The sequence below is a fragment of the Roseovarius arcticus genome (genome assembly GCF_006125015.1).
Taxonomy (GTDB): domain Bacteria; phylum Pseudomonadota; class Alphaproteobacteria; order Rhodobacterales; family Rhodobacteraceae; genus Roseovarius; species Roseovarius arcticus.
Genome location: NZ_SZZN01000001.1, coordinates 3,899,009 through 3,925,173, shown reverse-complemented (window position 1 = coordinate 3,925,173; position 26,165 = coordinate 3,899,009). Strand labels below are relative to the sequence as shown.

General features: G+C 55.1%; 20 protein-coding genes and 1 pseudogene. 11 read left to right on the top strand and 10 right to left on the bottom strand.

Annotated features, from left to right (window positions below):
- Positions 1-89 precede the first annotated feature (89 nt).
- Together MK6180000_RS18795 and MK6180000_RS18790 are read right to left on the bottom strand one after the other, a co-directional pair.
- Entirely contained in the window at positions 90-2,399 is a 2,310-nt protein-coding gene (locus tag MK6180000_RS18795) for a Hint domain-containing protein (protein WP_138936121.1), read from the bottom strand.
- 404 nt (positions 2,400-2,803) lie between these two features.
- Positions 2,804-3,877 (bottom strand): MFS transporter, encoded by a 1,074-nt coding sequence (locus MK6180000_RS18790; protein ID WP_246040574.1) that lies wholly within the window; start codon positions 3,875-3,877, stop codon positions 2,804-2,806.
- A 1,165-nt stretch (positions 3,878-5,042) separates the two neighbouring features.
- Between MK6180000_RS18790 and MK6180000_RS18785 the strand changes: the two genes are divergently transcribed.
- Positions 5,043-5,504 (top strand): thiol-disulfide oxidoreductase DCC family protein, encoded by a 462-nt coding sequence (locus tag MK6180000_RS18785; protein ID WP_138936120.1) that lies wholly within the window; start codon positions 5,043-5,045, stop codon positions 5,502-5,504.
- A 213-nt stretch (positions 5,505-5,717) separates the two neighbouring features.
- Here MK6180000_RS18785 and MK6180000_RS18780 read toward each other — a convergent pair whose 3' ends face one another.
- Entirely contained in the window at positions 5,718-6,740 is a 1,023-nt protein-coding gene (locus MK6180000_RS18780; protein ID WP_138936119.1) for a permease, read from the bottom strand.
- Between the two features lie 85 nt (positions 6,741-6,825).
- On the opposite strand from MK6180000_RS18780, the gene MK6180000_RS18775 reads away from it, so the two are divergent.
- Entirely contained in the window at positions 6,826-7,683 is an 858-nt protein-coding gene (locus MK6180000_RS18775; RefSeq protein WP_138936118.1) for a LysR substrate-binding domain-containing protein, read from the top strand.
- Between the two features lie 302 nt (positions 7,684-7,985).
- Positions 7,986-10,427 carry a GcvT family protein gene (locus MK6180000_RS18770; protein ID WP_138936117.1) on the top strand — a complete coding sequence of 814 codons (2,442 nt, stop codon included), beginning with the start codon at positions 7,986-7,988 and terminating at the stop codon, positions 10,425-10,427.
- A 582-nt stretch (positions 10,428-11,009) separates the two neighbouring features.
- On the opposite strand, the gene MK6180000_RS18760 is transcribed toward MK6180000_RS18770, so the two are convergent.
- The 6 genes and pseudogenes from MK6180000_RS18760 to MK6180000_RS18735 all read right to left on the bottom strand — a co-directional run bounded on the left by MK6180000_RS18760 (position 11,010) and on the right by MK6180000_RS18735 (position 15,588).
- A protein-coding gene (locus MK6180000_RS18760; protein WP_138936116.1) for an IS3-like element ISSusp2 family transposase occupies positions 11,010-12,097 on the bottom strand; the annotation gives its coding sequence in 2 pieces (ribosomal slippage) (positions 11,010-11,836 and positions 11,836-12,097; 1,089 coding nt in all).
- A 34-nt stretch (positions 12,098-12,131) separates the two neighbouring features.
- On the bottom strand, positions 12,132-12,494 hold the full coding sequence (locus tag MK6180000_RS18755; RefSeq protein WP_212751930.1) for a hypothetical protein: 363 nt from the start codon (positions 12,492-12,494) through the stop codon (positions 12,132-12,134).
- A gap of 100 nt (positions 12,495-12,594) precedes the next feature.
- Entirely contained in the window at positions 12,595-13,032 is a 438-nt protein-coding gene (locus MK6180000_RS18750) for a hypothetical protein (protein ID WP_138936114.1), read from the bottom strand.
- Between the two features lie 81 nt (positions 13,033-13,113).
- Positions 13,114-14,242: pseudogene (locus tag MK6180000_RS18745) on the bottom strand (IS3 family transposase).
- 564 nt (positions 14,243-14,806) lie between these two features.
- Positions 14,807-15,370, bottom strand: coding sequence for a glutathione S-transferase (locus tag MK6180000_RS18740; RefSeq protein WP_138936113.1), 564 nt, complete (start codon positions 15,368-15,370; stop codon positions 14,807-14,809).
- 14 nt (positions 15,371-15,384) lie between these two features.
- Positions 15,385-15,588 carry a DUF1127 domain-containing protein gene (locus tag MK6180000_RS18735; protein ID WP_138936112.1) on the bottom strand — a complete coding sequence of 68 codons (204 nt, stop codon included), beginning with the start codon at positions 15,586-15,588 and terminating at the stop codon, positions 15,385-15,387.
- A 100-nt stretch (positions 15,589-15,688) separates the two neighbouring features.
- Here MK6180000_RS18735 and MK6180000_RS18730 point away from each other — a divergent pair, with 100 nt between their 5' ends.
- Together MK6180000_RS18730 and MK6180000_RS18725 are read left to right on the top strand one after the other, a co-directional pair.
- On the top strand, positions 15,689-16,639 hold the full coding sequence (locus MK6180000_RS18730; protein WP_138936111.1) for a LysR substrate-binding domain-containing protein: 951 nt from the start codon (positions 15,689-15,691) through the stop codon (positions 16,637-16,639).
- Between the two features lie 232 nt (positions 16,640-16,871).
- Positions 16,872-17,186 (top strand): hypothetical protein, encoded by a 315-nt coding sequence (locus MK6180000_RS18725; protein ID WP_138936110.1) that lies wholly within the window; start codon positions 16,872-16,874, stop codon positions 17,184-17,186.
- Positions 17,187-17,677: 491 nt separating this feature from the next.
- Here MK6180000_RS18725 and MK6180000_RS18715 read toward each other — a convergent pair whose 3' ends face one another.
- Positions 17,678-18,643, bottom strand: a complete 966-nt coding sequence (locus MK6180000_RS18715) for a LysR family transcriptional regulator (protein WP_138936109.1) — start codon at positions 18,641-18,643, stop codon at positions 17,678-17,680.
- A 117-nt stretch (positions 18,644-18,760) separates the two neighbouring features.
- Between MK6180000_RS18715 and MK6180000_RS18710 the strand changes: the two genes are divergently transcribed.
- The 6 genes from MK6180000_RS18710 to MK6180000_RS18685 all read left to right on the top strand — a co-directional run bounded on the left by MK6180000_RS18710 (position 18,761) and on the right by MK6180000_RS18685 (position 26,146).
- Positions 18,761-19,120 carry a cupin domain-containing protein gene (locus tag MK6180000_RS18710; RefSeq protein ID WP_138936108.1) on the top strand — a complete coding sequence of 120 codons (360 nt, stop codon included), beginning with the start codon at positions 18,761-18,763 and terminating at the stop codon, positions 19,118-19,120.
- 24 nt (positions 19,121-19,144) lie between these two features.
- A complete protein-coding gene (gene betA, locus MK6180000_RS18705; protein ID WP_138936107.1) occupies positions 19,145-20,908 on the top strand; it encodes a choline dehydrogenase in 1,764 nt (587 codons plus the stop codon).
- 17 nt (positions 20,909-20,925) lie between these two features.
- The gene (locus MK6180000_RS18700; protein ID WP_138936106.1) at positions 20,926-21,864 is read left to right on the top strand and encodes an ABC transporter substrate-binding protein; all 939 of its coding nucleotides are present in this window, start codon (positions 20,926-20,928) and stop codon (positions 21,862-21,864) included.
- A 61-nt stretch (positions 21,865-21,925) separates the two neighbouring features.
- On the top strand, positions 21,926-23,014 hold the full coding sequence (locus MK6180000_RS18695; RefSeq protein ID WP_138936105.1) for a quaternary amine ABC transporter ATP-binding protein: 1,089 nt from the start codon (positions 21,926-21,928) through the stop codon (positions 23,012-23,014).
- Position 23,015: 1 nt separating this feature from the next.
- Positions 23,016-25,112 carry an ABC transporter permease gene (locus MK6180000_RS18690; protein WP_212751929.1) on the top strand — a complete coding sequence of 699 codons (2,097 nt, stop codon included), beginning with the start codon at positions 23,016-23,018 and terminating at the stop codon, positions 25,110-25,112.
- Complete coding sequence (locus MK6180000_RS18685; RefSeq protein WP_138936104.1) at positions 25,109-26,146, top strand: histone deacetylase family protein; 1,038 nt, start codon at positions 25,109-25,111, stop codon at positions 26,144-26,146. The genes MK6180000_RS18690 and MK6180000_RS18685 overlap by 4 nt, the downstream gene beginning before the upstream one ends.
- The last annotated feature ends 19 nt before the right edge of the window (positions 26,147-26,165 follow it).

Genomic DNA, 26,165 nt, shown 5'->3' with positions numbered 1-26,165 from the left:
TGTCTGACGCCCGCTTGAAGGGCAGCCGCCTTTAGTTTGGTGCCATTCGGGCATGCTGAGGCCACGCTGTCGCAGAAGCGCCGATCTGATTATGCGGCGAGCCGACCAAGGGCCGAAACTGGCAGCAAAAGCCGCGCCTCGTGACGTTTGAGACATGGGCGGGCAGTCTTGCCAAAAGCGTTGGGATTGGCACGCAGCTCTGGGAAAATGCTAAACATTTCCTCGCGCGATTGGTCCGAGATCGCTGAGATCCCGACATCACCCGCGTGAAAGCTTTCGGTGGCGGCGCCATCGGCATAAATCACCTCATGCTGGTCAAGCATCATGTGGATATAGGTCACCTCTGCCCGGTTGCTCGCGACCACATCGCGCCCATCCAGCAGGTGCTTGGCGGCGACCAAAACCTCGTCACAGCCAAACAAAAGTTCGGCCTTGTAGCCGGTGAACAAAAGCCGGTGCTGCGGTGATACCAGAAGGGGGCGCGTCGCCCAGTCAAGCACATGCGCGGCAATTGAAATCGGGGCAAACCGGTCGACTCCGGCTACTGTACGGCTGCCGACCCAGCGGATCGGTTGTGGTCCGTTATCGCGGGTAATTACCATGTCGCCGATGCACAGCGTTTCAATTGCTCGCGCGCCATGCGGGGTAAGAATACACGCCCCGGGAGTGAAACAGATGATGTTTTCGATCTCGGAAAAGGTCACAACCGTGCCGTCAGCCATAGCGAAGTTGCCCGAAAGGCCGCCCGCCGCATCATCGGTATTTGTGAAAGTTATGTCGGCCCGTGACACATCGCTATTGAGGCGGAGCGTATCACCGGCGGTCTCGCCGCCTTCGCCGCCCACGATGTTGATCGTGCCGGCCCCGGCCTCGCCGAGGTCTTCGATGACAAAATAATCATCACCGTCACCGCCAAAGGCCTGATCGCCCTGGGCCACGGACAACGTGTCATCACCTGCGCCGCCAAAGAGCTGATCTGCCCCTGTGCCGCCGGTCAGGCTGTCGTTACCCGCGCCACCGGTTAAGGTGTCGTTGCCTGTGCCCCCGTCGAGCGTGTCATCCCCAGCTTCGCCAAAGATATTGTCATGACCAGCACCCCCCAGAATGCTGTCATCGCCATCTTCTGGGGCGACCGCATTGAAATGGATATCGCTGACATAGATCCCTTGGGTGCCGCCCAAGCCGTTTGAATAGGTAATTTCGATCTGTGACAGCGGTCCGGCGATTTCGACCAGAACCGATCCGTTCAGGTTGGTTTCCGAGGTGCTTGTATCATCAGAGGTAACAGTGTTGCCCGATACAGTCTGCCCGCCGCCGGGGGTAAGTGTGACCGTCACGGGATCGCCATTGGCATCAAACGCGTTGATGGTCAGAATATCCCTGTGGTTTCCGGCCCCCCAATCCACGTCGTTGATGCGAAAAGAGACGCCTCCAACCGAGTCACTATAGGCGCTGCCCGATTTGGCGGCAAAATCGATTGTCGTAGTCGACGTCGCGCCGTCGCCATTTGCATACAGATCTAGGCTGGACGTTGTGTTGAACGTCTCGCCCGAGGCGACATACATGTTCAGTCCGGATTCGACATTGAATGTCGGGTTGTTGTTCCCGTCATTCGCAAAGCTGACCGAGACTTCCATCTCGCCGGTGATCTGGCTGAAGCCTGCGGTGAGATCGGCACCATCATTGCCGACCGCCTCCCAATTCAGGATCTCGGCGCTGTCGGGGAGGGTACCGTTATCGCCGCCATAGATGGTATCGGCACCGTTGCCACCGTCGATGGTGTCGCTACCGCCGCCGCCCGTGATCGTGTCGCTGCCGCCGCCCGCGACAACGCTGTCATTGCCATCGCCGGCCGCGACGACATCAGCGCCGTTACCAACGACATCATCATCGTGATCAGTAAAGGAAGTGGTGATCGTGTCATCACCTGTGGTGCCGTTGACGATATCGTCAGCTTCGACATAGTTGGTAAAATTGAAGACCGGATTGCCGGCAGCCACATTGGGGTTGGTATTATACGCCACAACCTCGTAGCTGCGCCCCGCGATAAGAGGAGTTTCAGAAAGCGTGTAAAAGCCCGAAGCTGCACCGTTTTCGACATCTAGCTGGACAACTTCGAAAACCTTGCCAGTGACGGTATCGCGGATCGTCCAAACCAGTTCGGCATCGACGTTGGAGCCAGTCGAGGTATTGCCGCCGATGGTGACATTGGCCGTGGCGGATTCGCCGCCATTGTTGTCATCGTCGAGTGTCCAGCCCTGATTGTTGGGTTCGTTATCGGTGATGGTGGCCGTGCCCGCCGTATCGGACGAGCCTGTCCAGCTGAAGGTCGACCCTATCCCCGTGGAGAACACCGATGCCGGGTTCGTGTTGTACAAGCCTACAGTATATGTCGGCATTTCTGTTACTCCTGCCCGCCGACACTATGGCCTGCATTACCTCATCACATTCAGCGGTCTTGTGCTGATTGACCCCAAGGTTCTTTGGAAAAGATGCGGGGGTCTTTCCAGAATGGCTACAGAGCATCTGCGGCGGTATTCCACTCAATGTTAGGCAAGTTTGAGGCAAATTGTGGCGAAGCAGGAAGGACGGTCTGCGCGACTACTTCATCTGAGGGGTTTTTTGCATCATGCGCTCCCCGACCAGAAGGTCAAATACACACTCCCTAAATCGCGATGCGTCCCCTCAGTCGAAAGAACAATGGCCCGAGAGTTCCGCGCGCTGTCGTCAGTAGATGCCGCGAGGGTGGTGTCAGACACGTACGAGTTTTTACCGCTTAGTCACGAGCGAACAATGTTTGCGTTTATTTAAAGATTAAGCTTTGTGAGACGCTCCCAGTTCGGGGAGCCGCAAACGTACGAGACCTAGCCCTGCCAAGGCAATCGCCGTGAGACTCGCTCGGGCGAAGAAAGTCGCCTGTGGCCCGAAGCCATCCCAAAGTGCGGCAGCAAGGATACTTGCGGCCAGCAGTGCAAGCCCCCCTGTAAGGTTGAACATCCCATAGGCTGTTCCTCGCAGTTCCGGCGGTGCGGTGTCCGCCACAAGTGTTGCAAGCAGCCCTTGCGTTAATCGCATGTGCAACCCCCATAGGGCCACGCCGAAAGCCACCAGAACCATTGGGATGAGAACCAGAGGCAAACCTGTGCTTTGAGCCCTTAGAATGAAACGCCTCGCTGAAGCGCGCGAGCGAGAATATTGTCGCGACCGCGACAACCAGCCAGTAGCTCGAACCGAGGCGCTTGAGTTCAGGTAAGCTCAGGGGAAAAGGAACTTTGCGCATGGCCACACTTCGCTCTGGCTCATGGACGAAAAACACCAGCAGACCAAGAGCCAGAAAGGCCGGAATGACGGCGACCCAGAAAACAGCTGAAAAGTTATTAGTAGTCATCCACATCAGAGCAATAGCGAGCAGTGGACCGAGAAAGGCCCCAACAGTATCAAGAGACTGCCGTAGTCCAAAACTGGCTCCACGCAGATGAGCAGGCGCAAGGTCGGCCACAAGTGCATCTCGCGGCGTGCCGCGGATGCCTTTGCCGATTCGGTCGATAGAACGCGCAGCTACCAACCAACTGACGGATCCCGCCAAAGGGAAGATCGGCTTTGTGAAAGCTGCAAGGCCATATCCAATGACCGCCAGCAGCTTGCGCTTCCCAAGCCAGTCGGAAATTGCACCTGAGAAAATCTTAACGATGGAGGCCGTGGCTTCCGCGATGCCTTCGATAATGCCCACCGTGACCATAGACACGCCCATAACAGTGACAAGATAGACCGGCAGCAGAGCGTGTATCAGTTTCGACGAAATATCCTTAAACAAGGACACAAACCCAAGCGCCCATATTCCTTTGGAAATTTTGCGAAGACTTGCCAAAGTTGACAATTTTAGTGCTATCGAAAATTTCGCTCAATATATGAAGCTCAGTTAGCTTTTAACTTGGGCCTTTAGCGAATTTCAAAGGTTTCTGGTATGCCCAATTGCATAAAGACCCATACGTTTCTGTAGACGTCAAGAACGACCGAAAGAATTAAGAAAAGACCTAAAATGTTCATAGGTGCGTACGCAGCCGATGCGCAACTTGTTCGCACACCAGGCATGCGACTGCCCAGCCATTCTAAATTGCCCAGCACGATAATCGACGTCAGTATTTAAGAATCGAAGGTTTACGATCGGTAAGCTTAGATAGAGAAACGGGAGACTAAATAAGGCGTAGACGATTACGGCGACGGCGCTTGCGCTTTTGTCTGCACCAGTCGCGGCAGAGCAGTTCGGTTCCATCGCTTACAGTTTGAAACGTAACAAATTTGGCCGCTCGTGGACTATTCGTCGCGCGGAGAGGCCGAAGCCGTTGCAATGCAGCATTGCGCGGCGGAGTGGGCAAACAAGTATGCCACTGCAGCGTGGATACAAGATAGTTGCGGCGCGACCACCCGCGGCAAAGGTACTCAAAGCATCAAACAGATGCGTTCAGCTTGGGGCTTTGCTGATGAGGCCAGCGCGCGCTGGACGAGGGCAAGACGCGAAACTCCTGCGATTGCTATATCGTCGCCTCGGTCTTCTCGTCGCAGGAGTCTTGAATTTCAGACCAAGAGAAATACAAATGGCTGGCGGAATGCACCAGCCATATAGACGCCATTCGCGAACACTAACCTAATGAGGGGCTATCGACTATCGACTGGGGCTGGTTCACGACCGCTACACTTCGAGATTTGGTGAATTAGAAGTTTGTCTTAATTCACGTGTGCGCTTTGATCTCGAAGCCGACCAGAGGAGACGCGGAATGCATCCTGAATGCTCCGCCCGCCTGACCGACATCAACGGCCCGTTACCGACCTGCAGCATAGGATTTCGATGCCGCAGTGCAGCCCTCCATAGGAGACATTCGTCGCAACCCCAAAAATTGGGAGACGGATGAATTCACGCAACGCGGACGACGCTGCCATTATAGTTTGTATCGCCAAACTGCCATTTGCGGATCACGCTCGCCCACTGTTGTCGCTTCTTATGAAGCGACGCATGCTGGGTCCAAAGAACTGTGGAGAGTAGAATGGCAGCACTTGCAGAGAGAACAGCCTATTCGTATCGATCGGATCCAGCCGTTCCTGCCTTCGACGATAGTGGTCAAATAGCGGTCATGGACGGCGACTGCGCACTTTGCTCCTGGGGTGCGCGCACAATCGCGAAACTGGATAAAGCTGGGACGTTCCGTCTCTGCCCCGTCCAGTCGAAAACCGGCGATGCTCTCGTGCGTCATTACGGACTGGACCCCGTGGACCCTGAGACTTGGCTCTTTATCGAAGACGGGCAAGCATGGTCCGGTATGGAAGCGATCATCCGGATTGGCGAGCGCTTGGGCGGTGCAGCAAGGCTCGCCAGCCTGTTACGCGTTCTCCCGCGAGGGCTCCACGAATGGATATATCGCCGTATAGCGCACAATCGGTATCGCTTCGGCAAGTCCGATATGTGCGCTACGCCCGACGATAAGCTGCGCCGAAGACTGATGACCTGAGCATTCCGGGCGATCTACGCAATCCGTTCATTCAAAGGACCAATCTCGGCGCTTTCCGGCCGTTCTCCGGTTATTTTGATGCTGCCCTGCAGCTTTCGCATTACTGCCGTTCATGACTGACGCAGCATCCTCCATGTATCAATGGCGCCAGCGCGAGACTCTTTTACCATTCGCTGGGGTGCGCCAATGGCCGTTCTTGAATGGCGCTGCCCTCTAAACTACCCACTCAAATATATACCCCGCTGCCAACGAGCCCAGAACAGCCAAGGTAAGATACAGCAAAAAGGGCTTCAGTTTAAGAATCGGCGCGATGGCCATAGCCCCCCAAATACTGACCACACCACCCGAAACCAGAAAGGCCATGGCAGCGCCCTCGGACATGCCGTTGTCAATCAGCCCGCGCGTTAGTGGGAGTGCGCCATAACCGTCGATATAAGCCGGTGCGCCGACAAAGACGGCGGCGGGTATGGCCCACCATTGATCTTCGCCAACATATGTCGCAAGCGCCCCAGGGGTCAGAGCAGCGTTCAAAGCATATTCGGCAGCGAATGCGGGAATTAGGCAAATCAGGATGAGCCGCGCCGTTGCCCAAAATTGGGTGCCAAATGACCGCCGACGAGCCTTGGTCCTCCAGACCCATGGGTCGAAGGTCAGGGCCGCTCGACAACGCGCGGCGCTCATTTGGCGTGCCAAACCGGTGTCGCGCAGCGCGTTCAGTGCCCACGGCGTCTTGGCGAACAGTCCGGTCACCGCGCCACCGAAGAGGCCCAATCCGAACGCCGCGAGCGTTTTGCCAATCGCAAAGCTCAGACCAAGAGTCGCGGCTGTTGTCGCGAGCATCGCTGGGTCTGTGATCGGGGATGACAACCAGAAAGCCATGATCGGAGCCAGCGGCAAGCCCGCAGCCAACAGCCCAGCCATCAATGGCAACACGGTGACGCCGCAGACCGGTGTAATGGCCCCAATTAGCGACGCAACCACTACCGTTTGCAGCGTCCTGCCCTCGAACGCGCCAGCAATGTGCGTATCTGCTCCACTGGCGATGATCCATGCCGCAAGAAGAATGCCCGGAATAACGATAGGGGCGACGGCAACCAGACCCCACACGACGAACATGGCGGCATTCGCAGCGTGTACTGGCCAAGCCAGAACAATGCCTACCAACAGGAAAAGGCATAGGCCCCACACAATCGTTTTCTTGTTTGCTTGTCGGCGGGCAACTGTTTGATTGGACATCGGATACTCCTCTGACCTTGAAAAATAGCCGGTCGTTAAGCATATGTGAAACGAATAGATTGAATTTCTGGTATTGGAAAAACAGATGGAAAATCTTGACAGCGATTTACTGCGCACGTTTGTTGCCGTGGCTGAAGCGGGAAGCGTTACAGACGGCGCGGTGCGCATCTACCGGTCGCAATCCGCTACCAGTCTTCAGATCAAGCGCCTTGAAGCCATCCTTGGTCAGCCTGTTTTCGAACGGCACGGTCGCGGTGTCACCTTGAGCGACACGGGACGCCGGCTGCTCCCGGTAGCACAAGATGTGACTGCACGCCTCGACGCCGTGCTGCGCAATATTTCTCAAGATGCTGTCACGGGCAAGCTGCGCTTGGGTGTTCCTGATGATCACGGCCGTGCGAAGCTCGCGGGGATCATCGCGGCTTTCACCCGTCACCATCCGAAGGTCGAATTGGATGTGACCTGCGCTTTGAGCACGTGCTTTCCAGATGCGTTGGACAAGGGATTACTCGATCTCGCGATCTATGAGGTGGAACGTCCGTCGCGCCATGAAGAAGTGCTGGTCGAGGACCCAACGTGTTGGATGTCATCAGCGCATCGAGATTTCTCAGCCGATGAAAGCCTGCCAGTGGCCTTATTCGATCATGCCTGCTGGTGGCGCGATGCGGCTATCGCGTCTCTTGAGGCACGAGGAAAACCATATCGCATTGCCTACTCCAGCCAAAGCGTCTCAGGCGTAATCGCAGCTGTCGAAGCAGGCATCGCAATCGGTCTGCTGGGCCGCTCGTCATTGCATTCTGGCCTGTCGGTTGCGGGAAAGAATCTTGGCTTCGGAAATACGCCTGCCTCGAAGCTGGTGATGGGGGCAAGTGGATCCCAGAAGGCTGGACCGCAGGACGCAATGAAAGAGGCTATCCGTGCCGCGTTTTTGGTCAAGGTCTAGAAAATCGGCCGTTCGTGCTCCGCGCAGCAATCGACCAGTCGGGCTGATTGTATTGAAAACCTCTCTGGCCTAAAAAGTTCGCTTAGATCAAGTAGGTTGCAATCGCGCTGACATGCTCGAGTCCACGCAGTGCCGTTTGGCGAAGCAGCCAAATGCCTCGCGCATGCCCCGAGAACATCAATGATGTGACCATCTAATGGACTTCGTTATGCGGCAATGTATGATCGCCGTAGATCCGGTTCACCCATAGCGTCAGCTTAGGTTTCTATAGTTAAATAGAGAACTATATCGTGGGAAATATCATGCAAGATCATGCAAAAGTCGTTGTTGTCGGAGGCGGGTGCGTCGGGGCTTCTATTTTGTATGGCCTGACAGAACATGGCTGCTCAGATGCTGTCCTGATCGAACGCAGCCAACTTACAGCCGGATCAACCTGGCATGCGGCCGGGCTCTTGGTCACTTTTGTACGCTCTCACGTCATCAGCCAGATGACGATGGAGACCATTCGCATCTATGGCGAGGTGGAGCGAAAGCTGGGGACTTCTTGCGGGCTGCGCAAGGTCGGGCAGTTGCGTGTAGCGAACACGCAAGAGCGTTGGGATGAATTCCAAAGCTACATTGGCATCGCAGAGGCCGCGGGTGTTCCTGCGCAGTTATTGACGCCGGAAGAGGTTCAGGAAAAGCACCCATTTCTGTCCCCTAGCGAAAATATCTATGGCGGGATTCTGCACCCCGAAGATGGCTATATCAATCCGGCCGATATCACCCAGGGGATGATACGTCTGGCCCGCAAGAAGGGTGCGAAAGTCTACCAGAATACCGAAGCGCGGTCTTACACCAAACGCCAAAGCGGCGGCTGGACGGTTGCGACGTCAAACGGCGAAATAACCTGCGATCATCTGGTTTTTGCAACCGGCAACTACGCGCGGGAAAACGCCAAACGGGTCGGTCTGGATTTGCCGTGCATTCCGATTGTTCACCAGTATTGGACAACCGAAACTGTCCCGCAACTGCAACAGCGAAAGGCGGATGGGCAAGCGGAATTGCCGATCCTGCGGGACGAAGATTACGGCGCTTACCTTCGCGAAGATGTGGGCGCGCTTCAATTTGGTCCCTATGAATTCGAAAAGGACCTCAAACTTTTTGCCGTGGACGGCGTGCCAAAGGATTTTGGTGCCGATCTTTTGCCCGAAGATTTTGACGCCGTCGAAGGTCAGTGGGAGCAGGCGTTGGCACGGGTACCCGTGTTGGGCGAGGTTGGAATCAAGTCCAATACCCGTGGCCCTTTCCAGATGACGCCTGATGAATTGCCCCTATGTGGCCCCGCCCCAGGCCATGATGATTTGTGGCTGGCAGAGGGAGTTCCGGGTGGCATTCTTTGGGGCGGCACCATGGGTGAACGGCTGAGCCGTTGGATCTTGGAGGGCGATCCGGGGATAGAGATGGCTTCGCTCGATCCGCGCCGCTTTGGTAACTACGTCACCAAGCGTTGGACGGCGGACAAGGTGCGTGAAGTCTGGGGGCGACACATGCATGCCCATATACCGGGGGAAGACTATCCCGGTGCGCGTCCTCTCAAGACGGTCGGATCCTATGACCTTTTGACGGCCAAAGGCGCTGTCTGGACCACGTTGAATGGTTGCGAATTTCCCAGTTGGTTCGCGCCATCCCCTGAACTGGCGGTGCCCGAGTATAGCTTCCGCAAGACCAAGCACATGACCTATGTCGAACAAGAAGTGCGCGCGACGCGGTCCGCGGCTGGACTGATAGAAATGTCGCCCATGGCCAAGTTCTGGGTCCGTGGACCTGGCGCGAAAAAATGGCTGAACGGCATCATGGCTAACAGTTTGCCCAAAGTTGGGCGGTTGGCGCTAAGCGTGGCCTGCAATGACAGAGGCGGCATTGACGCCGAATACACCATCGCGCGTCACGGCGAAGACGACTTCTATCTGGTCAGCACACCCAACGGCGAGGTCTATAACTTCGATCAGCTGTCGCGCCAATTGCCGAAGGATGGCAGCGTCACGCTCGAAAATGTATCCGAGCTGATAGGAGTCATCGCCATTGCAGGCCCCAAATCCCGCAAGATTCTGCAACCGTTAACGGACAGCGATCTGTCGAACGACGCCTTTCCCTGGTTATCTGCGCAGCTGGGTGAGGTCGGCTATGCCAGAGACGTCCAGCTTTTGCGCGTGAGCTACACTGGTGAATTGGGCTGGGAATTGCATCATCCTCGCGCCTACAACCGCCATCTGGTGGATGTTCTTTTGAAGGCAGGCGCGCCTCACGGGCTTGTGCCCTTTGGCCTCAAGGCGCTTGAATCCATGCGGCTCGAGAAATCCTATCGCGCAATGCACCGCGAACTGACGCAGGATATCACACCGTTGGAGGCGGGGCTGAACCGGTTTGTAAAGCTAAACAAAGGCAATTTCACGGGCCGCGATGCCTTGGCTACGCAGGCAGACCAAGGCGCAAAACGCGTGCTTGTCACGTTGAAACTTCCGTCAGGCGAGACGACCGTGATTGCTGATGAAGGCATCTATGTAAACGGTACCGTGGTAGGCCGCGTGACGTCAGGCGGGTTCTCTTATCATTTTGGCCACGACATCGCGATGGGACTAGTGTCTCCTGAGGTATCCGCCCATGGCACGCAGCTTCAGGTTCTAATCCACAATGAAATGCGCGAAGCTACAGTTGTACATGATAGCCTGTACGATCCTACAAATGCGAACGCACGACAGTAAACCAGACAGACATATCAGGCCAACTTGCGTGGTTGCCCACTATGTCCACGCTGTTTAGTTTCATTGGATATTTGCGCTGTCGCTCATATTTACGACACCTCGACTTTACAGTATCTCGACCAATATGAACGGCCCAAAGCCGACATTCCTCGTAGTTGAATCTGCTGCGCCCCAGCTTCTGCAAAGCAGACCTTCGTGCAACTTGCAGCATTTCGTCCCTATGGTTGCCGCGTTACGGAAAAAAAGCACACCGCAAACTCCGCCAGCGCGATGACTGCTTTTCAGGTAATTGCAATCGACCGCTCGGTGATTGATGCTACCTGACGCATGGTGTGTCGAATTCCACGCAGAGAGATCGGAGTCATTTCAACGAGATCTTCGAATTTGCTGACTCGTTAATTTTTCGAGGTCATTTCAACTGCCGCTCACGAAATATTATATAAAGCCCGCTTACTACGATGATGCCCGCGCCGACGAAGGTCGCCAAATCAGGCACATCTCGCCCGATGAGCCATCCCAGCAGTATGGCCCATAAGAGACCCTGGTAATCCCCCCATTTTTAATGGGGTCCAGCCGTAGAATTCAGGCGGCTGTCTTTAGTTTCATGGCAGGTGTCATGCCGCCGATTCCCATGTTGGGTCGCTCGTTGTTGTAAGTCCAGAGCCATTCAGTTGCTTGGTCCTGTGCCTCCTCGATGGTTTCAAGGATGTATTGCCCCAGCCATTCACCGCGAACGGTACGATTGTAGCGTTCGATGTAAGCGTTCTGTTGTGGCTTGCCCGGCTGGATATATTCCAGCCGAACATTGCGTTTCTCGGCCCATTCCATCAGCTTACCACTGATATATTCTGGGCCATTATCGACGCGAATTGTCTGCGGTTGTCCGCGCCATTCAATGATCTGGTTTAAGCTTCTGACAACTCTCCCTGCGGGCAGCGAAAAGTCCACTTCGATGCATAGACCCTCGCGGTTAAAGTCATCCAGCACGTTTAATGTCCTAATCGAGCGCCCGTCTGCCAGCTGATCCGCCATGAAATCCATGGACCATGTCTCATTGGGCTTATCAGGCACCGCCAGGGGCTCCGGCTTGTCCCGCTTCAAGCGTTTCTTCGGCTTGATACGCAGGTTTAGCTCCATTGCGCAGTAGATCCGGTAAACCCGCTTGTGGTTCCAGCCGTAACCCTGGACGTTGCGCAGATACAGGAAGCACAGGCCGAAGCCCCAGTTGCGCTTGTTTGCTGTCAGACGTTCCAGCCAATCGGCGATCTCTTCATTCTCATCGCTCATAACAGGGCTGTATCTGTAGCAGGTCTCGCTGATCTGGAACGCCCGGCACGCCGACGCGATGCTTACGCCGTGTCGTGCGACCGCATTCATGGCCATCTCTCGTCGCAGAGACGGCCTTAACGCTTTTTTCCAAGGGCTTCCTTCAGCAGATCATTTTGCATGCTCATCTCAGCATACATGCGCTTCAGACGGCGGTTCTCCTCCGCCATATCCTTCATCTCAGACATCAAAGACGCATCCATGCCGCCAAACTTGGCGCGCCACTTATAGAAACTGGCGCTGCTCATGCCATGCTCACGGCAAAGCTCAGAGACCGGCACACCGCCCTCCGCCTGCTTCAACACGGCCATGATCTGCGCGTCGCTGTATCGTCCGTTCTTCATCGTAAATCTCCTCAGATACCTTGCCGAGAAAATGCTACTTTTGAACACCACTAATTTTAGGGGGGATTACCCCCGTATATTCATAATGCGCGACGACTGATGCCGAGGTGAAGCGGAAGGCTTGCGTTATCATCGTCATTCCCGCCGTGCCAAAGACGGCAATCCCGAGGAACATCCAGATGTCGTCGGGCCGAATCGGGACCCAGTAAAACGGGCTAAGGAAGCCGTTTATCAATGCACCGGCACCGACCAGATACAGCATGACCGTCCAAGGGCTTTCGCGCGGGTCCACCCAGCGCGACCCAATCATCAGCAGGGCGTAGAAAAGTGCCGTGCCCACTGGGAACAATGCGACCAGTTGGAACGTCGCGCTGCCAGGGCGAACGACTACCAGCACCCCGATAAATCCTACGAGTGCGGCCAACCAGCGCCTATCACACCTTCTACCAGGTTCGCGAGGTCTCCAAAAACACCACCAGAGTTAGTTGATTGATCTGTCATGCATCATTCCCCCTCTTACTGTGCAAGTACAAATTGATAAGACCGACAAAACCCAAACTGCCGATGTAGTAGATGAGCATCATGCCGAGCAGCAAACCGCCCGGAAATTGCCGATCAATCACGAAATTGACCAACATCAGCGGGAATGGCAGCGAGAAAAAAAGAGCGTGAATTATGAGAATAATTCTTCGCTGTTCTTTAGTTGCAGGAAAAATAGCCGCTTCTTGATTAGGTTTCGAAAATTCCAGTTTGTGCCTATGCGCCCTGATGTACCGAACGAAATAAATGTGTGCGGCCAGCATCGAAACGCACACCAGTAGCTCGAGCGCTAAGCTTTCCAGCAAGTACAATCCAAAACCACTGAAAAAAACTAGTGCATGGAAAAGCAAAATCATGCGCCAGCCAAAAGCACCGCGTAGATCCCAAATAAACATAGATTACCTCGATTTAACTTCCTGACTGTCTTGACGCCGAACGTGGAACTGTCCCGCTTTCGTGCCGCTCCCGGTGCTCGTTTAAGCCACCTTCCGTTCGAAAGCGACTGGGCTTTTCCAACCCAGTGCTGAATGGCGGCGTCGCGGATTATAGAACCCGTTTATGTATTCGATGATGGCCATTTCAGCCTGCCGCCTCGTTTCCCATGACCGCCGCCAGATCAGCTCAGCCTTGATGGTTTTGAAGCACGTCTCAACGGCGGCGTTGTCATAGCAATTTCCTTTGCCGCTCATTGATACCTTGAAGCCGTGCTGGCGAAGGACTTTCTGATAGTCATGCGAACAATATTGGCTGCCTCTGTCCGTGTGGTGGATGCAGCCTTTGGATGGTGAACGGAACGCGATGGCCATTTTCAGCGCCCTGATCGCCAGATCCCGCTTCATGCGGTTGTTGACGGCCCAGCCGATGACCCGTCTGGAATGCAGATCCAAGATCACAGCCAAATACAGCCAACCTTCACGGGTCCAAACGTAACTGATGTCACCAGCCCATTTCTGGTTCGGGCGCTCAGCCGCAAAGTCGCGATCCAGCAGGTTGGGCCCAATGTTGAACTTGTGATTGCTGTCCGTTGTGACTTTATGTTTCCGCGTCCTCACCACCGATATGCCGTTCTGACGCATCAAACGGCCAACACGTCGATGGCCGATGTTCAGACCGATCTCTTTCAGTTCTTCGGTCATTCGTGGCCTGCCATAGCTGCCCAGGCTGAGACGGGATTGTTCTTTGATGTGCGCCAACGTCACCATATCAGATCGCTGCCTGCGGCTGGCTGGCCGACTGCGGAACGCACGCAAACCGCGCATGCTGACATCCATAACCTGACACAGGCGCGCTGCCGGAAAAGCATCCCGGTGTTCTTCGACGAACCTAAACCTCACGGCTTTTGGCTCGCGAAGAACTGCGTTGCTTTTTTTAGGATGTCCCGCTCCTCCTTGAGGATGCGAACCTCGCGCCGAAGCCGGTCATTCTCTTGGGCCAGCCCCAAATCCTCTTTCGACACCACGTCCGTGTCTCGATGCGAAGTGATCCACTTGTTCAGCGTGGACATTCCGACACCCAAGTCATCAGCAACCTGCTTGCGCGTCAGTCCGCTGGTCAGCGCGATGCGCAACGATCTTTGCGGAATTCGTCCGTCCGTTTCAGTCCCATAGTCAGTCTACTTTGTTGCAGTAAATGCTATCAAAGGAGCGGCATCAAACCGTGACAGGTCCATGGCTGATCCGGTGACCACGTCAATGCTTTGGTGCATCTGCTACCTAAGACCCCAGCACATCGTCCCCAAACTGGGGTTGAAGCTCTCGTAGTAGCTAATAACCACGGTAAATTTGGGGCAATGAACACCGTCTTTTAAGTCCCGCGCAGCCAACCCCCTGAGCATATAGAATGTTGCGCGCCGACTAAATAGCGGCTTTGGGGAAGCCGCGATGCGGCACTGGACGACCAAATGAACAACTGTAAAGGGCTGCGCACGTCTATCATACGACCACGACAATCAGGATGGGTGCCGCGTCGTCGCTTGTCGCCACTAAGCCCAAAGTGACCGGGTTATGTAGCGGATCTTGTAAAGCCGCAGAATGTGCGTTCTCAGAAATAGTTTATCGTGCCGCATGCATTTGGGCATTTCATCCCGACCGCACAGGGACAGAGATCATGCCCAAACCGACAGTTCCTCCTCTGCAAGAACAGCATTGACTGCGCGGCGTTCCAGCATTTTCAAGCAATGACCTGTCCAGCTCGGAAACTTGGCTCGCATATCCAAGCCGAGCCGATTGCCCCATCGAAAATATCCAAGCAAACAAGGATCAACCACCGAGAAATCACCAAGGGCATAGCCCCTTTTGGGAATTTTCCTTCAATCAGATGATAAGCCTCTCGCAGTCTCTTTTGCCCTTTTTCCTGTATCGAAGACTGATGGCTTTGCTCATCTGTCAATCGGTGTGGGTTCCAGCATTGGGTAACAGGCCCCGCATGCACGCCGCTGGATAGCCAATTCATCCACTCCACAGCCCGCACCATCCTAAGCGGTGAGGTATCCAATTTAAGATTGGCCCCATAGGTGAGCATCAGATGAAGCATGATCGCGGGCACCTCGGTGAGAGCCTCTGTCCCCAAATCCAAAACCGGAACTTGCCCTTTCGGGTTGATGGCGAGATGCCGGTCCGTTCTGGTTGAGCCGTCGCCTGTCAGTACCAATTCCTTCTGATAGGGCACACCAAGTTCTTCAAGCATAATGTGAACAGCGAACGAACATGCCCCCGGCGAATAATAGAGTTTCATTCTGATCCCTCCGGTTAGCGCCAAAACGGCTTGCGCCTCTCGGCCTCTGCTTCAGCCGGATCAACACCAATATCGTGCAGGTGGTGCTTTTCCATATCACCCAGCGCCTTACGGGAGTGATGGTTTCGCCACCATTGTGCGAGCAGAGATGTAAGGCCGTATTTAGAATGCTTCGAGGCAATGGATGCGGTTAACTTTGGGTTTGAGGTGCTAGTCATAACATTTCCTTACGCAATCTGTCCTGACTAACGGATATATCCTTGCCATGTTGAATTCAAACCATGCATTGTTATACTCACATAAGGAGATATTATTTAGATGCAGAACCATTCTCTCAACGGGTTACGGATGTTTGAAGCGGCTGCGCGACACCTTAGTTTCACGGTCGCGGCCAGTGAACTCAATGTAACGCAGGCTGCTGTCAGCCAACAGATACGACGGCTGGAGGACGAGCTGGGGGTGAAACTATTTCTAAGAGAGAAGGGAGGCTTGGCATTGTCAGTTTCAGGTCAGGACTTGGCCAAGAGCACGAATGTCGCGCTGAGCATGATTAAGAAATCAACTGATCGGATCACCGATACGGAAACAGGGGGTGTTCTGGCAGTTTCGACCCTAGCATCATTTGCTTCCCGATGGCTCATTCCGCGGTTGTCGAGATTTCAGGAAAAGCACCCCGACATTGCACTGCATGTCCATACATCGGGAACAAAGGTTGATTTCGATCGCGATGGGATTGATGCCGCCATACGGCTTGCTGCCAAGAAAGAGCTTGGACTTCATGATGAGTTGATCATGCAGGATTCACTTTGCCTGGTCGCGTCCGCCGATGTAGCAAAGGCGGTTGGGGACATTCGCGAAAATCTGTATAAACATCCCCTCATCATTGATGGGAGCCGGTTGTTAGACGAAAACTCTCTTGACCTCACAGGGTTGGCAACAGAACAGGCCATGGAACTGCTGAAGCTCGATAAGATGAAACTCGACTTTCGCGTTTACAAGCAAAGCGACAGTGTTGTTCTGGCGGCGTTAGCGGGGCAAGGGGTTGCATTGACGCGATCGTCATTATGCAGCGGTGATCTGGAAACCGGCAGACTGGCACTGGTCTGTAATTTTCGGCTCCCGTTAGAATTCGGATATTCCCTTGTTTGGCCCGAAAGCCGTGCCAAAGACCCTAAGTTGCTGGCGTTCAAGCGATGGATGATGAAAGAGGTGGCCGACTTGCAAGATGCTGGGGACTGTGGTGCTTCGATGGGGGAACTGCCTCCCTGACTGGCCGTCAATACAGAACATAAAGTGAACAAAATCAAGCCACCCGTGGGAAAATTGGAGGTTTGAGAGGAAAAGGACGGCCGGACAGGAGCAGATCTGAGGTACTCTTCATTCTCTGGACAGGATCTAGCACTTTCTAACCTCTTCTTTGCTCGTGCTGATCGGGTTGCCTGACTACGATTTGCAGTGAATAGACCACCGCCGGTGGCCGGCCGCCAAGGCGGCAGTGATTATGGAAGTCCATCCACTTGCGGATATCTTGGCATTAGTGCTGCATCACGATGAATGGGCCTTGCTTATCGTCGCGGAACTTACCTTGGCCAAAGGTGGGGTCGCGCTGTCAATCGCCCGCATAATGACTCGGGCCGAGCGCCCGTTCCCATGTCTGATGGCCCTGGCTTCGATCGCGACACATGAGGTGGTTTTGAATGAGGACGTGGCAGTCGAGCCCAAGCGCAGTTGGCCTCGTCGTCCAATGCAAACTTCTGAAAGATTTGCCCAACAGTGGCCAAATCGAGCTCCAGAAGCCGAAAAAGATAAACATTAGCTATGCGTTACGAACCATCCTTTAGAGTGCCGGCTTTTCCTCAGCGGTGTGCACAGCCTACCAGAAGCACTTCTTCTCGGTGCGCTATGGCATCCAATTCTCAGGGCAGCCGCGCAACCGGAATACGGCCTATTCCCCGGCCCGAGCGCTTCGACATCATTTGCGATGCCAATGGGTAAAACACCGACTGACGAAGCCTGACCATCCCTGGACCAATCGCCAAGTCGAACGGATAAACCGCACGATTAAGACACTTCCGCCAAATGGTATCGCTACGACAATCATGATTTGCTGCGCACCTATCTCGCAGACTTCATGCCAGCCTACAATTTCGCCCGCAGACTGAAGACGCCAGCGGTCTGACGCCCTACGAATACACCTGCAAGATCTGCACTTCAGAGACTGATCTATTCATCTTCAAACCGATCCACCGGATGCGGGGGGCTGAACAGATAAAGGACTTCACAGAGGGCATTGCAGCCCGCCCTCGGTTAAACTGCTTGCTTTATCTCCGATGAGATCACCCTTATGCCAATCCTCGCCAGGACCTGAACGACGTTCTGTTCATATTCCATAATCGTTTGGGACAACCATTTGAGAAAATTTCTTTCAGATAACGACAATTTTCGACCGATAGGATAGCAGATTGAATACCGCTCGACACTGTGCAGCCCAGTTTTAAATGGAGCAACAAGGCGGCCACTATCAATGGCATCAAGGCACAGGAAGCTATCTCCGATCGTTATCCCCGATCCTGCCAAAGCGGCGGAAAGGCACAAAGATGTTTCATTGAAGCTTGAATAGGTTGCTTGATCGCCCGGATCCTCAAGGTCCGTATTTTCGAACCATGCTGACCAAGGGTTGTAGTTTTTGTCGAGCAAAAAATGCGCGTCGTGATAGCGGCCATATTCAAGTATATGCGCTGATTCATATTCTGGCGTGCAGACCGGAATATCGATCCAGTCGCACAAAAACTCTTCGACGAGTGTATCCGTTTTGTAGCGCCCCTTTGGGCCATAAAAAATCCGAAAGCTGAAATCTTCGTCCGGGTGCAGCTGCCCATTACGCTCGGCGTTGACCTCGACGGAGGTGCCCGGGTGGTTCAGCAAAAAGCCACCAATCCGCTCTGCCAACCATGATGACGCGAAATCCCGCTCAACTAACAGTCGAACAGTGTTCGGCTGACTAGAATGTTCGATCGTCCTTTGCACGCTGGCCGAGATAGTATCGAAACCCTGCCGTAATCCCGCCGCCAACTCGCTCCCGCGTTCGGAAAGCGTGACTTTCGGGCGGGTTCGAATGACCAATTGGCATCCGACCATCGCCTCCAAGCATTTGATCTGCTTGCTGATTGCAGGGCGCGTCACATTGAGGGCCCGCGCGGCTTCGGTGAATGTACCTAACCGCGCAACGAGGTCAAACGCGCGCAAGGCTGTAAGGGAAAGGGAGGGGGCCATGTGCAGATGGTAACCTCAGGTTACATTGTGGTAAACTTATTAATTTCGAGGCGTGATGCTTTGTCCTTAGGATTGCGCACATGGCCGTGTGGCAGATGCATTGAAAGAGGACCCCAAATGAGCAACCCCGTAAAATTCTCAATGAGCGGTCCTGACGGATGGAAAGATGCGGCAGATATTGCGTTGGAAACCGCAGAATTGACTAAGGGCCAGCCAATGGGATTGGATCATGCCTATTTCAAAAATGAAAAATCCGGCATCCGCGCAGGCATCTGGCGTTCAACGGCATATTCCGAGTTTTACGAAGATTATCCCTGCACTGAATTTATGTACGTGCTGGAAGGGTCGGTAACCTTAGAGAACGATGAGTTCAGCGAAACCTACAAAAAGGGGGATGCGTTTCTCGTTCCAAAAGGCTTCCGCGGCCACTGGAAGCAAACCGAGCCGATGTTGAAATACTACGTGATGATCGACTGATCCAACACCAACACTGGAACTCCTATGTCTCGTTCTGCTTCTAACAAAATCTCAACGGATCTGGGCAGCTATGACTATGTCATCATTGGTGCAGGATCAGCGGGCTGCGTATTGGCCAATCGTTTGGGCGAAGACCCCGAAGCGCGCATTCTGGTGCTAGAAGCAGGCGGCAGTGACAAATCTCTGTATGTTCAAATGCCCACGGCGCTGTCGATCCCGATGAACAGCAGCCGATTCAACTGGGGCATGAGTACCGAGCCCGAACCGGGATTGCAGGGGCGTATCATGAACCTGCCGCGCGGCAAGGGGCTCGGTGGGTCGTCGTCGATTAATGGTATGTGTTATGTCCGCGGCAACCCGATGGACTACGAACTGTGGTCGGCTCTTGGTGCTGAAGGATGGCACTGGGCGAATGTGCTGCCCTATTTCCAACGGCTCGAGAATGTGAACGGCGGAGGCCCCTTGCGTGGTACCGACGGGCCGATTTCAGTCACGCGCGGGGCCGAACAGAACCCGCTATACGGGGCATTCGTCGAGGCCGGCACGCAGGCCGGTTATGCCTCCAGCCCCAATATGAATGAACGCCAGCACGAAGGTGTGGGGCCGATGGAGATGTCGGTCGGCGGCGGCAAGCGGTGCAGTGCAGCGGTGGGTTATCTTTATCCAGCGGTTATGCGTGGCAATTTGCGGATCATTTCGCACGCAATGGTCGATCGCATCTTGTTTGAAAACGGGCGGGCCACGGGTGTGGCGTTTACACATGAAGGCGTCGCACAGATTGCTCACGCAGGGCGCGAAATCATACTCAGCGCCGGCTCGATCATGTCGCCTGTCATCCTCAAACGATCAGGCATTGGCCCCGCAGCCGAGTTGAAGGCGCAGCAGATCGAGGTTCTGGTTGACCGGCCCGAAGTGGGTGAGAATCTCATGGATCACCTTGAGATTTATCTGCAGCAAGAATGCACGCAGCCTGTGTCACTCTTTCCCCATATGAGCATATTGGGAAAGACGAAGATCGGGGCGCGCTGGCTGCTGACCAAGGGCGGGCTGGGCGCGACAAACCATTTTGAAAGCGGCGGTCATATTCGCAGCCGTGCGGGCATTGTGTATCCCGACATTCAGTATCATTTTCTACCTTTGGCTATTTCGTACGACGGCAAGGCCTTAGCCAAAGGGCACGGCTTTCAGGTGCATGTCGGCACGAAACGGTCCAAGAGCCGTGGTTGGGTGCGCCTGCGCAGTTCAGATCCCCGCGAGCTACCGCGCGTCTGCTTCAACTACATGACGCACGGTGACGATTGGCTGGAAATGCGAGCCTGCGTCCGGCTAACACGCGAGATTTTTGCGCAGCCTGCGTTTGATGCCTACCGGGGTCGCGAGCTTGCACCCGGCGGCGACTGCCTGAGCGACGAATGTATCGACCAGTTTATCGCCGACAAGGTCGAGAGCGCATATCACCCTTGTGGCACTTGCCGCATGGGACTTGATGATGCCGCTGTGGTAGATCCCAACACAATGAAGGTTAAGGGGGTGGACGGCCTTCGTCTGGTGGACAGTTCGGTCATGCCGCAGGCAACCGCGGGCGATCTGAATGCGCCAACCCTTATGGTCGCCGAGCGCGCGTCGGACCTGATCCGGGGGCGCAGCCTGCCTCCGGCGCAAGACGCGCCGTTGCTGGCGGCGCAGGACTGGGCGACCAGCCAACGATCCGAGCATATTACGCGTGACTATGCCACCGACCGGGCCGGTTTGCGCATGGCCCTTCTTAAAAATGCGGCGCAACAATAAAACCAAGGGAGAAATCAATGAAACTGTCTTTGAAATATACCGCTGCGGCGCTTGCCATGACGCTGGCAGGCGTGAGCGCGACCGGCGCAATGGCTGAGGCCGAGTCGCCGGACCCGATCAAGATCGCCATCAACGAATGGACCGGGCAGCACCTGTCGGCAAATATCGCGGCGGTCTTGCTTGAGAAAATGGGCTATAACGTAGAGTTGGTAACGGCGGGCGGCCTTCCTCAGTTCACCGCGCTTGAGCAGGGCGAAATACACTTCAATCCCGAAGTCTGGGACAATTCGATCACCGACGCCTATACCAACGGCCTCACGTCAGGGGCGATAGTCGACATGGGCGAGCTTGGGCTTGAGCCGCGCGAGGGCTGGATTTATCCCGACTACATGACCGAGAAATGCCCGGGACTGCCCAGCTATCAGGCGCTGTTTGATTGCGCACAGGCGTTTGGCACGGCCGAGAGTTTTCCAAATGGCCGCTTGATTGCATATCCTGCTGACTGGGGCACCCGGTCGAAATCCGTCGTCGACGAAATCGGCCTGCCGTTTAACGCAATCCCCGGCGGGTCCGAGGGCGCGATGGTCGCCGAACTAAAAAGCGCGCTGGCGTCGAAAGAGCCGATTTTGATGATGTTCTGGCAGCCACATTGGGTGTTTGCGGAAGTCGACATGAACTGGGTCGAGTGGAACCCCACGGACGAAGAATGCATCGAAGAAGATCAAGACCGCGAAACCGCTTGCGGTTTTTCCCAAGCCTCAGTCAATAAGATTGCGTCCAAGTCGATGGCACAAAAATGGCCTAACGCAGCAAAATTCGCCGAGCAGTTTACCCTGACCAATGACGAACAAAACGCGATGATCTTTGAGGTCGACCAAGCCGGGCGCTCTTTGGAAGATGTGGTTCAGGAATGGGTCACAGATAACGAGGAACGCTGGTCAACCTGGATCAATTGAAAAACGCAAAATGAGACGTCCGGCGCTCAGCGCCGGGCCTTTTGGCCTGATGGGATCGCGAATGGCAGAGTCGGCAACCAACACAGCAGATACGCAACGGCCGGTGAAATTATCTTGCCGCAATCTGTGGAAAGTCTACGGCACAAAGCCAGGGTATTATTTCGATGACGTCGGCTATAAAATAGACGTCGACGCCTTGGCATCCCGGATGCGCGCCGAGGATCACATTCCGGCAGCCATCGATGTCAGTTTTGATGTACATGAGGGCGAAATCTTTGTCATCATGGGTCTGTCGGGGTCTGGAAAATCCACCGTTGTTCGTTGCCTGTCACGGCTGGTTGACGCAAATCATGGCGAGGTGCTCTTGGACAGCGACAATCTGCTGACCAAAAGCGACAAGGAATTGATCGACATTCGCCGTCACAAGATGGGCATGGTTTTTCAGAACTTCGGCCTGCTGCCCCACCTGACGGTTCTCGAAAACGTCGCCTTCCCTCTGAAGTTGCAGGGATTGTCGCTCCGCGACCAGCGCGAACGCGCCCACCGTGTCATCTCGCTGGTCGATCTTGACGGCCGCGAAGATGCATTTCCCGCCCAGTTATCCGGCGGGCAACAGCAACGCGTCGGGATCGCCCGTTCGCTGGCGGTAGAGCCGGAGGTGTGGTTCCTGGACGAGCCTTTCTCGGCGCTTGACCCGTTGATCCGCAGGCAGATGCAGGATGAGTTTTTACGCATCCAGAAGGTGCTGCACAAATCCATCGTTTTTATCACGCATGATTTTCTGGAGGCGCTGCGTATCGCGGACCGTATGGCAATCATGCGCGATGGCAAAATCGTCCAGGAAGGCACGCCCGAGGATCTTATCCTACATCCCGTGGACGACTACGTCGCGCAGTTTACTTCCGAAGTACCCCGCATCCGCGTATTGCGAGCAGGGGCCTGCGTGGTTCCCGCGACAGGTGACATCGCCAGCATGGCGCATGTGCCTGCATCAATGATTGTGGAATCGGTACTGTCCGAACTGGCCCAAAACCCGTCCGGCGTGGTTGTCGATGGCCCAGATGGGCACGCATTGGGCGTGATCACCCCGGTTTCATTGATTCAGACGCTAGCCTCGGTCGATGAGGCTCGCGACGGGCACGGCGTCTAGCATGGCAAACAACGCAATGGCGCAACGAACGGGTCAAACCTTGGGATCGCGGTTCGGCTGGCCTGCGGTCATCTTGCTGTCCGCACTATGCGTCTTGGCGATGGGTCACATAGATTGGGTCGCTAAATTTCCTAGCGCCCTGCAACTGCCTATTGGCGGGCTGCTTAACGCGATAATGAACTGGCTGGTCGCCAATACTGAGCCGTTTTTCAAAGCCATAACACTCTTGCTGGGCTATCCGATGGGCTGGATGCGGGCCCTGTTACATTGGCTACCGTGGAGCGCATTTATAGCTATTCTGGTCATGATCGCGTTCCGCGCGGGCGGTGCGTGGCTGGCCGGGTTTACCGGGATAAGCCTGCTTTATGTGCTGGGGGTTGATTTGTGGGACGAGGCCATGAATTCGTTTGCACTGGTGTTTATCTCTGTCCCGCTTGCCGTGTTAGTCGGGTTCTTATTGGGAGTTCTCGGGGACACGTCAGACCGGGCAAAGCGGCTGATCATGCCTCTTTTGGATATCTCGCAAACCATTCCCGCGTTCGCTTACTTGCTGCCAATTCTGCTGCTGTTCGGCTTTGGTCCGGTTGTCGGTTTGGTGGCTTCAATCTTGTTTTCATTTCCCCCAATGGTGCGCAACACGATGTTGGGGCTGCGCGGCGTGCCGTTGGAAATAGTAGAATCTGGACTTATGTCCGGCGCCACAGGCGCTCAGTTATTCTGGCGCGTGCGATTTCCCTCGGCGCTGAAACAGATCCTAATCGGGGTCAACCAGACCACTATGGCGTCGCTATCGATGGTCATCATTGCCTCCATCATTGGCGGCACAGCCGACATCGGTTGGGAAGTTCTGTCAACAATGCGCAAAGCGCAGTTTGGCGAAAGCTTGATCGCGGGCATTGTCATTGCACTGATGGCGATGATTCTAGACCGCATCACCTTTGGGTTGGCCGAAAGGCAGGGCAGCGCGATGGTCAGAAAACCCCTGCTGCAACGATATATTTTCCCCATCTCGCTGCTGGTGGTGGCCGGGCTGCTGGTGGGATTGCGAGACGCTGTGCCGGTTTTGGGGCAATGGCCTGATGCATGGCACTTTGATTTTGCTGCGCCACTTAACCAAGTGATTGAACGGTTTGTCATCGCGTCCAAACCGGCGGTGGAGGCGATCAAGACAGCCTGCCTGTTTTTCGTGATGCTTCCGCTTAAGATCGGGTTGGACAAAACCGTGGGGCCATACACTTGGGGCTTTACCCCGACGGCTTGGCATGTGGCCAGTTATGCGGCGCTCGTCGTCTTGGCATCATTGAGCGCATGGCGCAAAGGCCATACTGGTTTGGCTGTGACGGCTGTGCTGGCGGGGCTGGTTTTCTACATCGGCCTGACAGATATGCCGTGGATCGCGGTCCTGTCGATCCTGACCTGGTTTGCCTATCGATTGGGGGGGCGAAAGCTTGCGGTCGGTACGGCGCTTGGCGTGCTGTTTCTACTCTTCTCGGGTAGTTGGGATAAAGCGATGCTGTCGGTCTATCTGTGCGCGATTGCAGTCAGCCTGTCATTTATCATTGGCGCGTCACTGGGCACTTTGGCTGCCCAGTACAACGGGTTCTCGCATTTTATGCGCCCTATCAACGACACCATGCAGACGCTTCCCCCATTCGTCCTGCTAATCCCAGTTGTGATGATCTTTAAGATCGGGGAGTTTGCAGCGCTGCTTGCCATAATCGGATATGCCTATGTCCCCGCGTTTCGCTATACCGAGCACGGGTTGCGGCATGTTTCAGAAACAGTCGTCGAGGCAGCGTCAAGCCTTGGTACATCCCGCGCTCAGATGTTGTTTCTGGTCAAAATGCCCTTGGCGCTGCCGAACATCATGCTCGGGCTGAACCAATCCATAATGTACGGCATCGCCATGCTGGTCATCGCGGCCCTGGTTGGGACCACGGGACTGGGCCAAGAAGTGTATGTCGGGCTGTCAGCTGGCAACTTTGGTCAGGGTTTCGTTGCAGGGATTGGGATGGCGATCATCGCCATTACCGCCGACCGGTTTTGTCAGGCGTGGCAACACAATTACCACCTCCACGTTACAAAGGGACAACCATGAAGCTGATCTATTCAAACGATCATCGCGACCACGCTGGCGCCAAGGAAATGCGATACGATCAGATGATCCCCATGTCCGAAAGCCCCGAGCGTATGGATATGATCATGGCGGCGCTGGCAGACGCGGGTTTTGCAGACATTGTACCGCCCGAACCGCATGGGTTCGAAACCGTGCATCAGGTCCATGACCCCGCCTTCGTCAGCTTTCTGGAGCGATGCTACCCCCTATGGGAGGCCGAGTTTGGCCCCGGCGGTTTTGCGACCGCCTATACCTTTGGGATGCGCGGGATGGATCAGGTGCCCAATCAGTCGGTGCATTCGATGCTTAGCTGTTACACCTTTGATGTCTGCGTGCCTTTCGTAAAAGGGACGTGGCGAGCTATCAATTCGGCCAAGGACGCCGCTCTGACAGGCGTCGACCTGATGCAACAAGGTGAGCGCGCGGTATTTTCGCTGTGCCGCCCGCCGGGGCATCATGCGTCGCGGGATATGGCAGGGGGATATTGCTACCTTAACAACGCAGCGATCGCGGCACAGGCACATCTGAATGCCGGGGCCCAGCGCGTCGCCATATTGGACATCGACTATCATCATGGGAATGGTACGCAGGCCATATTCTATGACCGTGCTGACGTGTTTTATGCCTCTCTGCACTGCCGCCCAGAAGACGAATATCCATTCCTGATGGGATATGCGACCGAAGTCGGCACAGATGCGGGCAAGGGCTATAACCTAAACCTTCCGATGCCGCGCGGCACTGACTTCAGCGTTTGGGGCCCGGCACTAGAAGTCGCGTTGGCCCGGATCCAAGCCTACGCGCCAGACACTCTGGTAGTCTCGCTCGGGGTCGACAGTTTCGCAGGTGATCCCGTCGGCGGGTTCGAATTGCAAAGCGAAGATTACGTCGCAATAGGCCGCATGATCGCTAAGGCAGGTCTGTCAACGCAATTCATCATGGAAGGCGGCTATGCAATGGAGGCTTTGGGCCGGAACGTTGCCAATGTCATCGCCGGATACGCAAATGGCTCATCATAACGTTAAACGCCAAAATTGG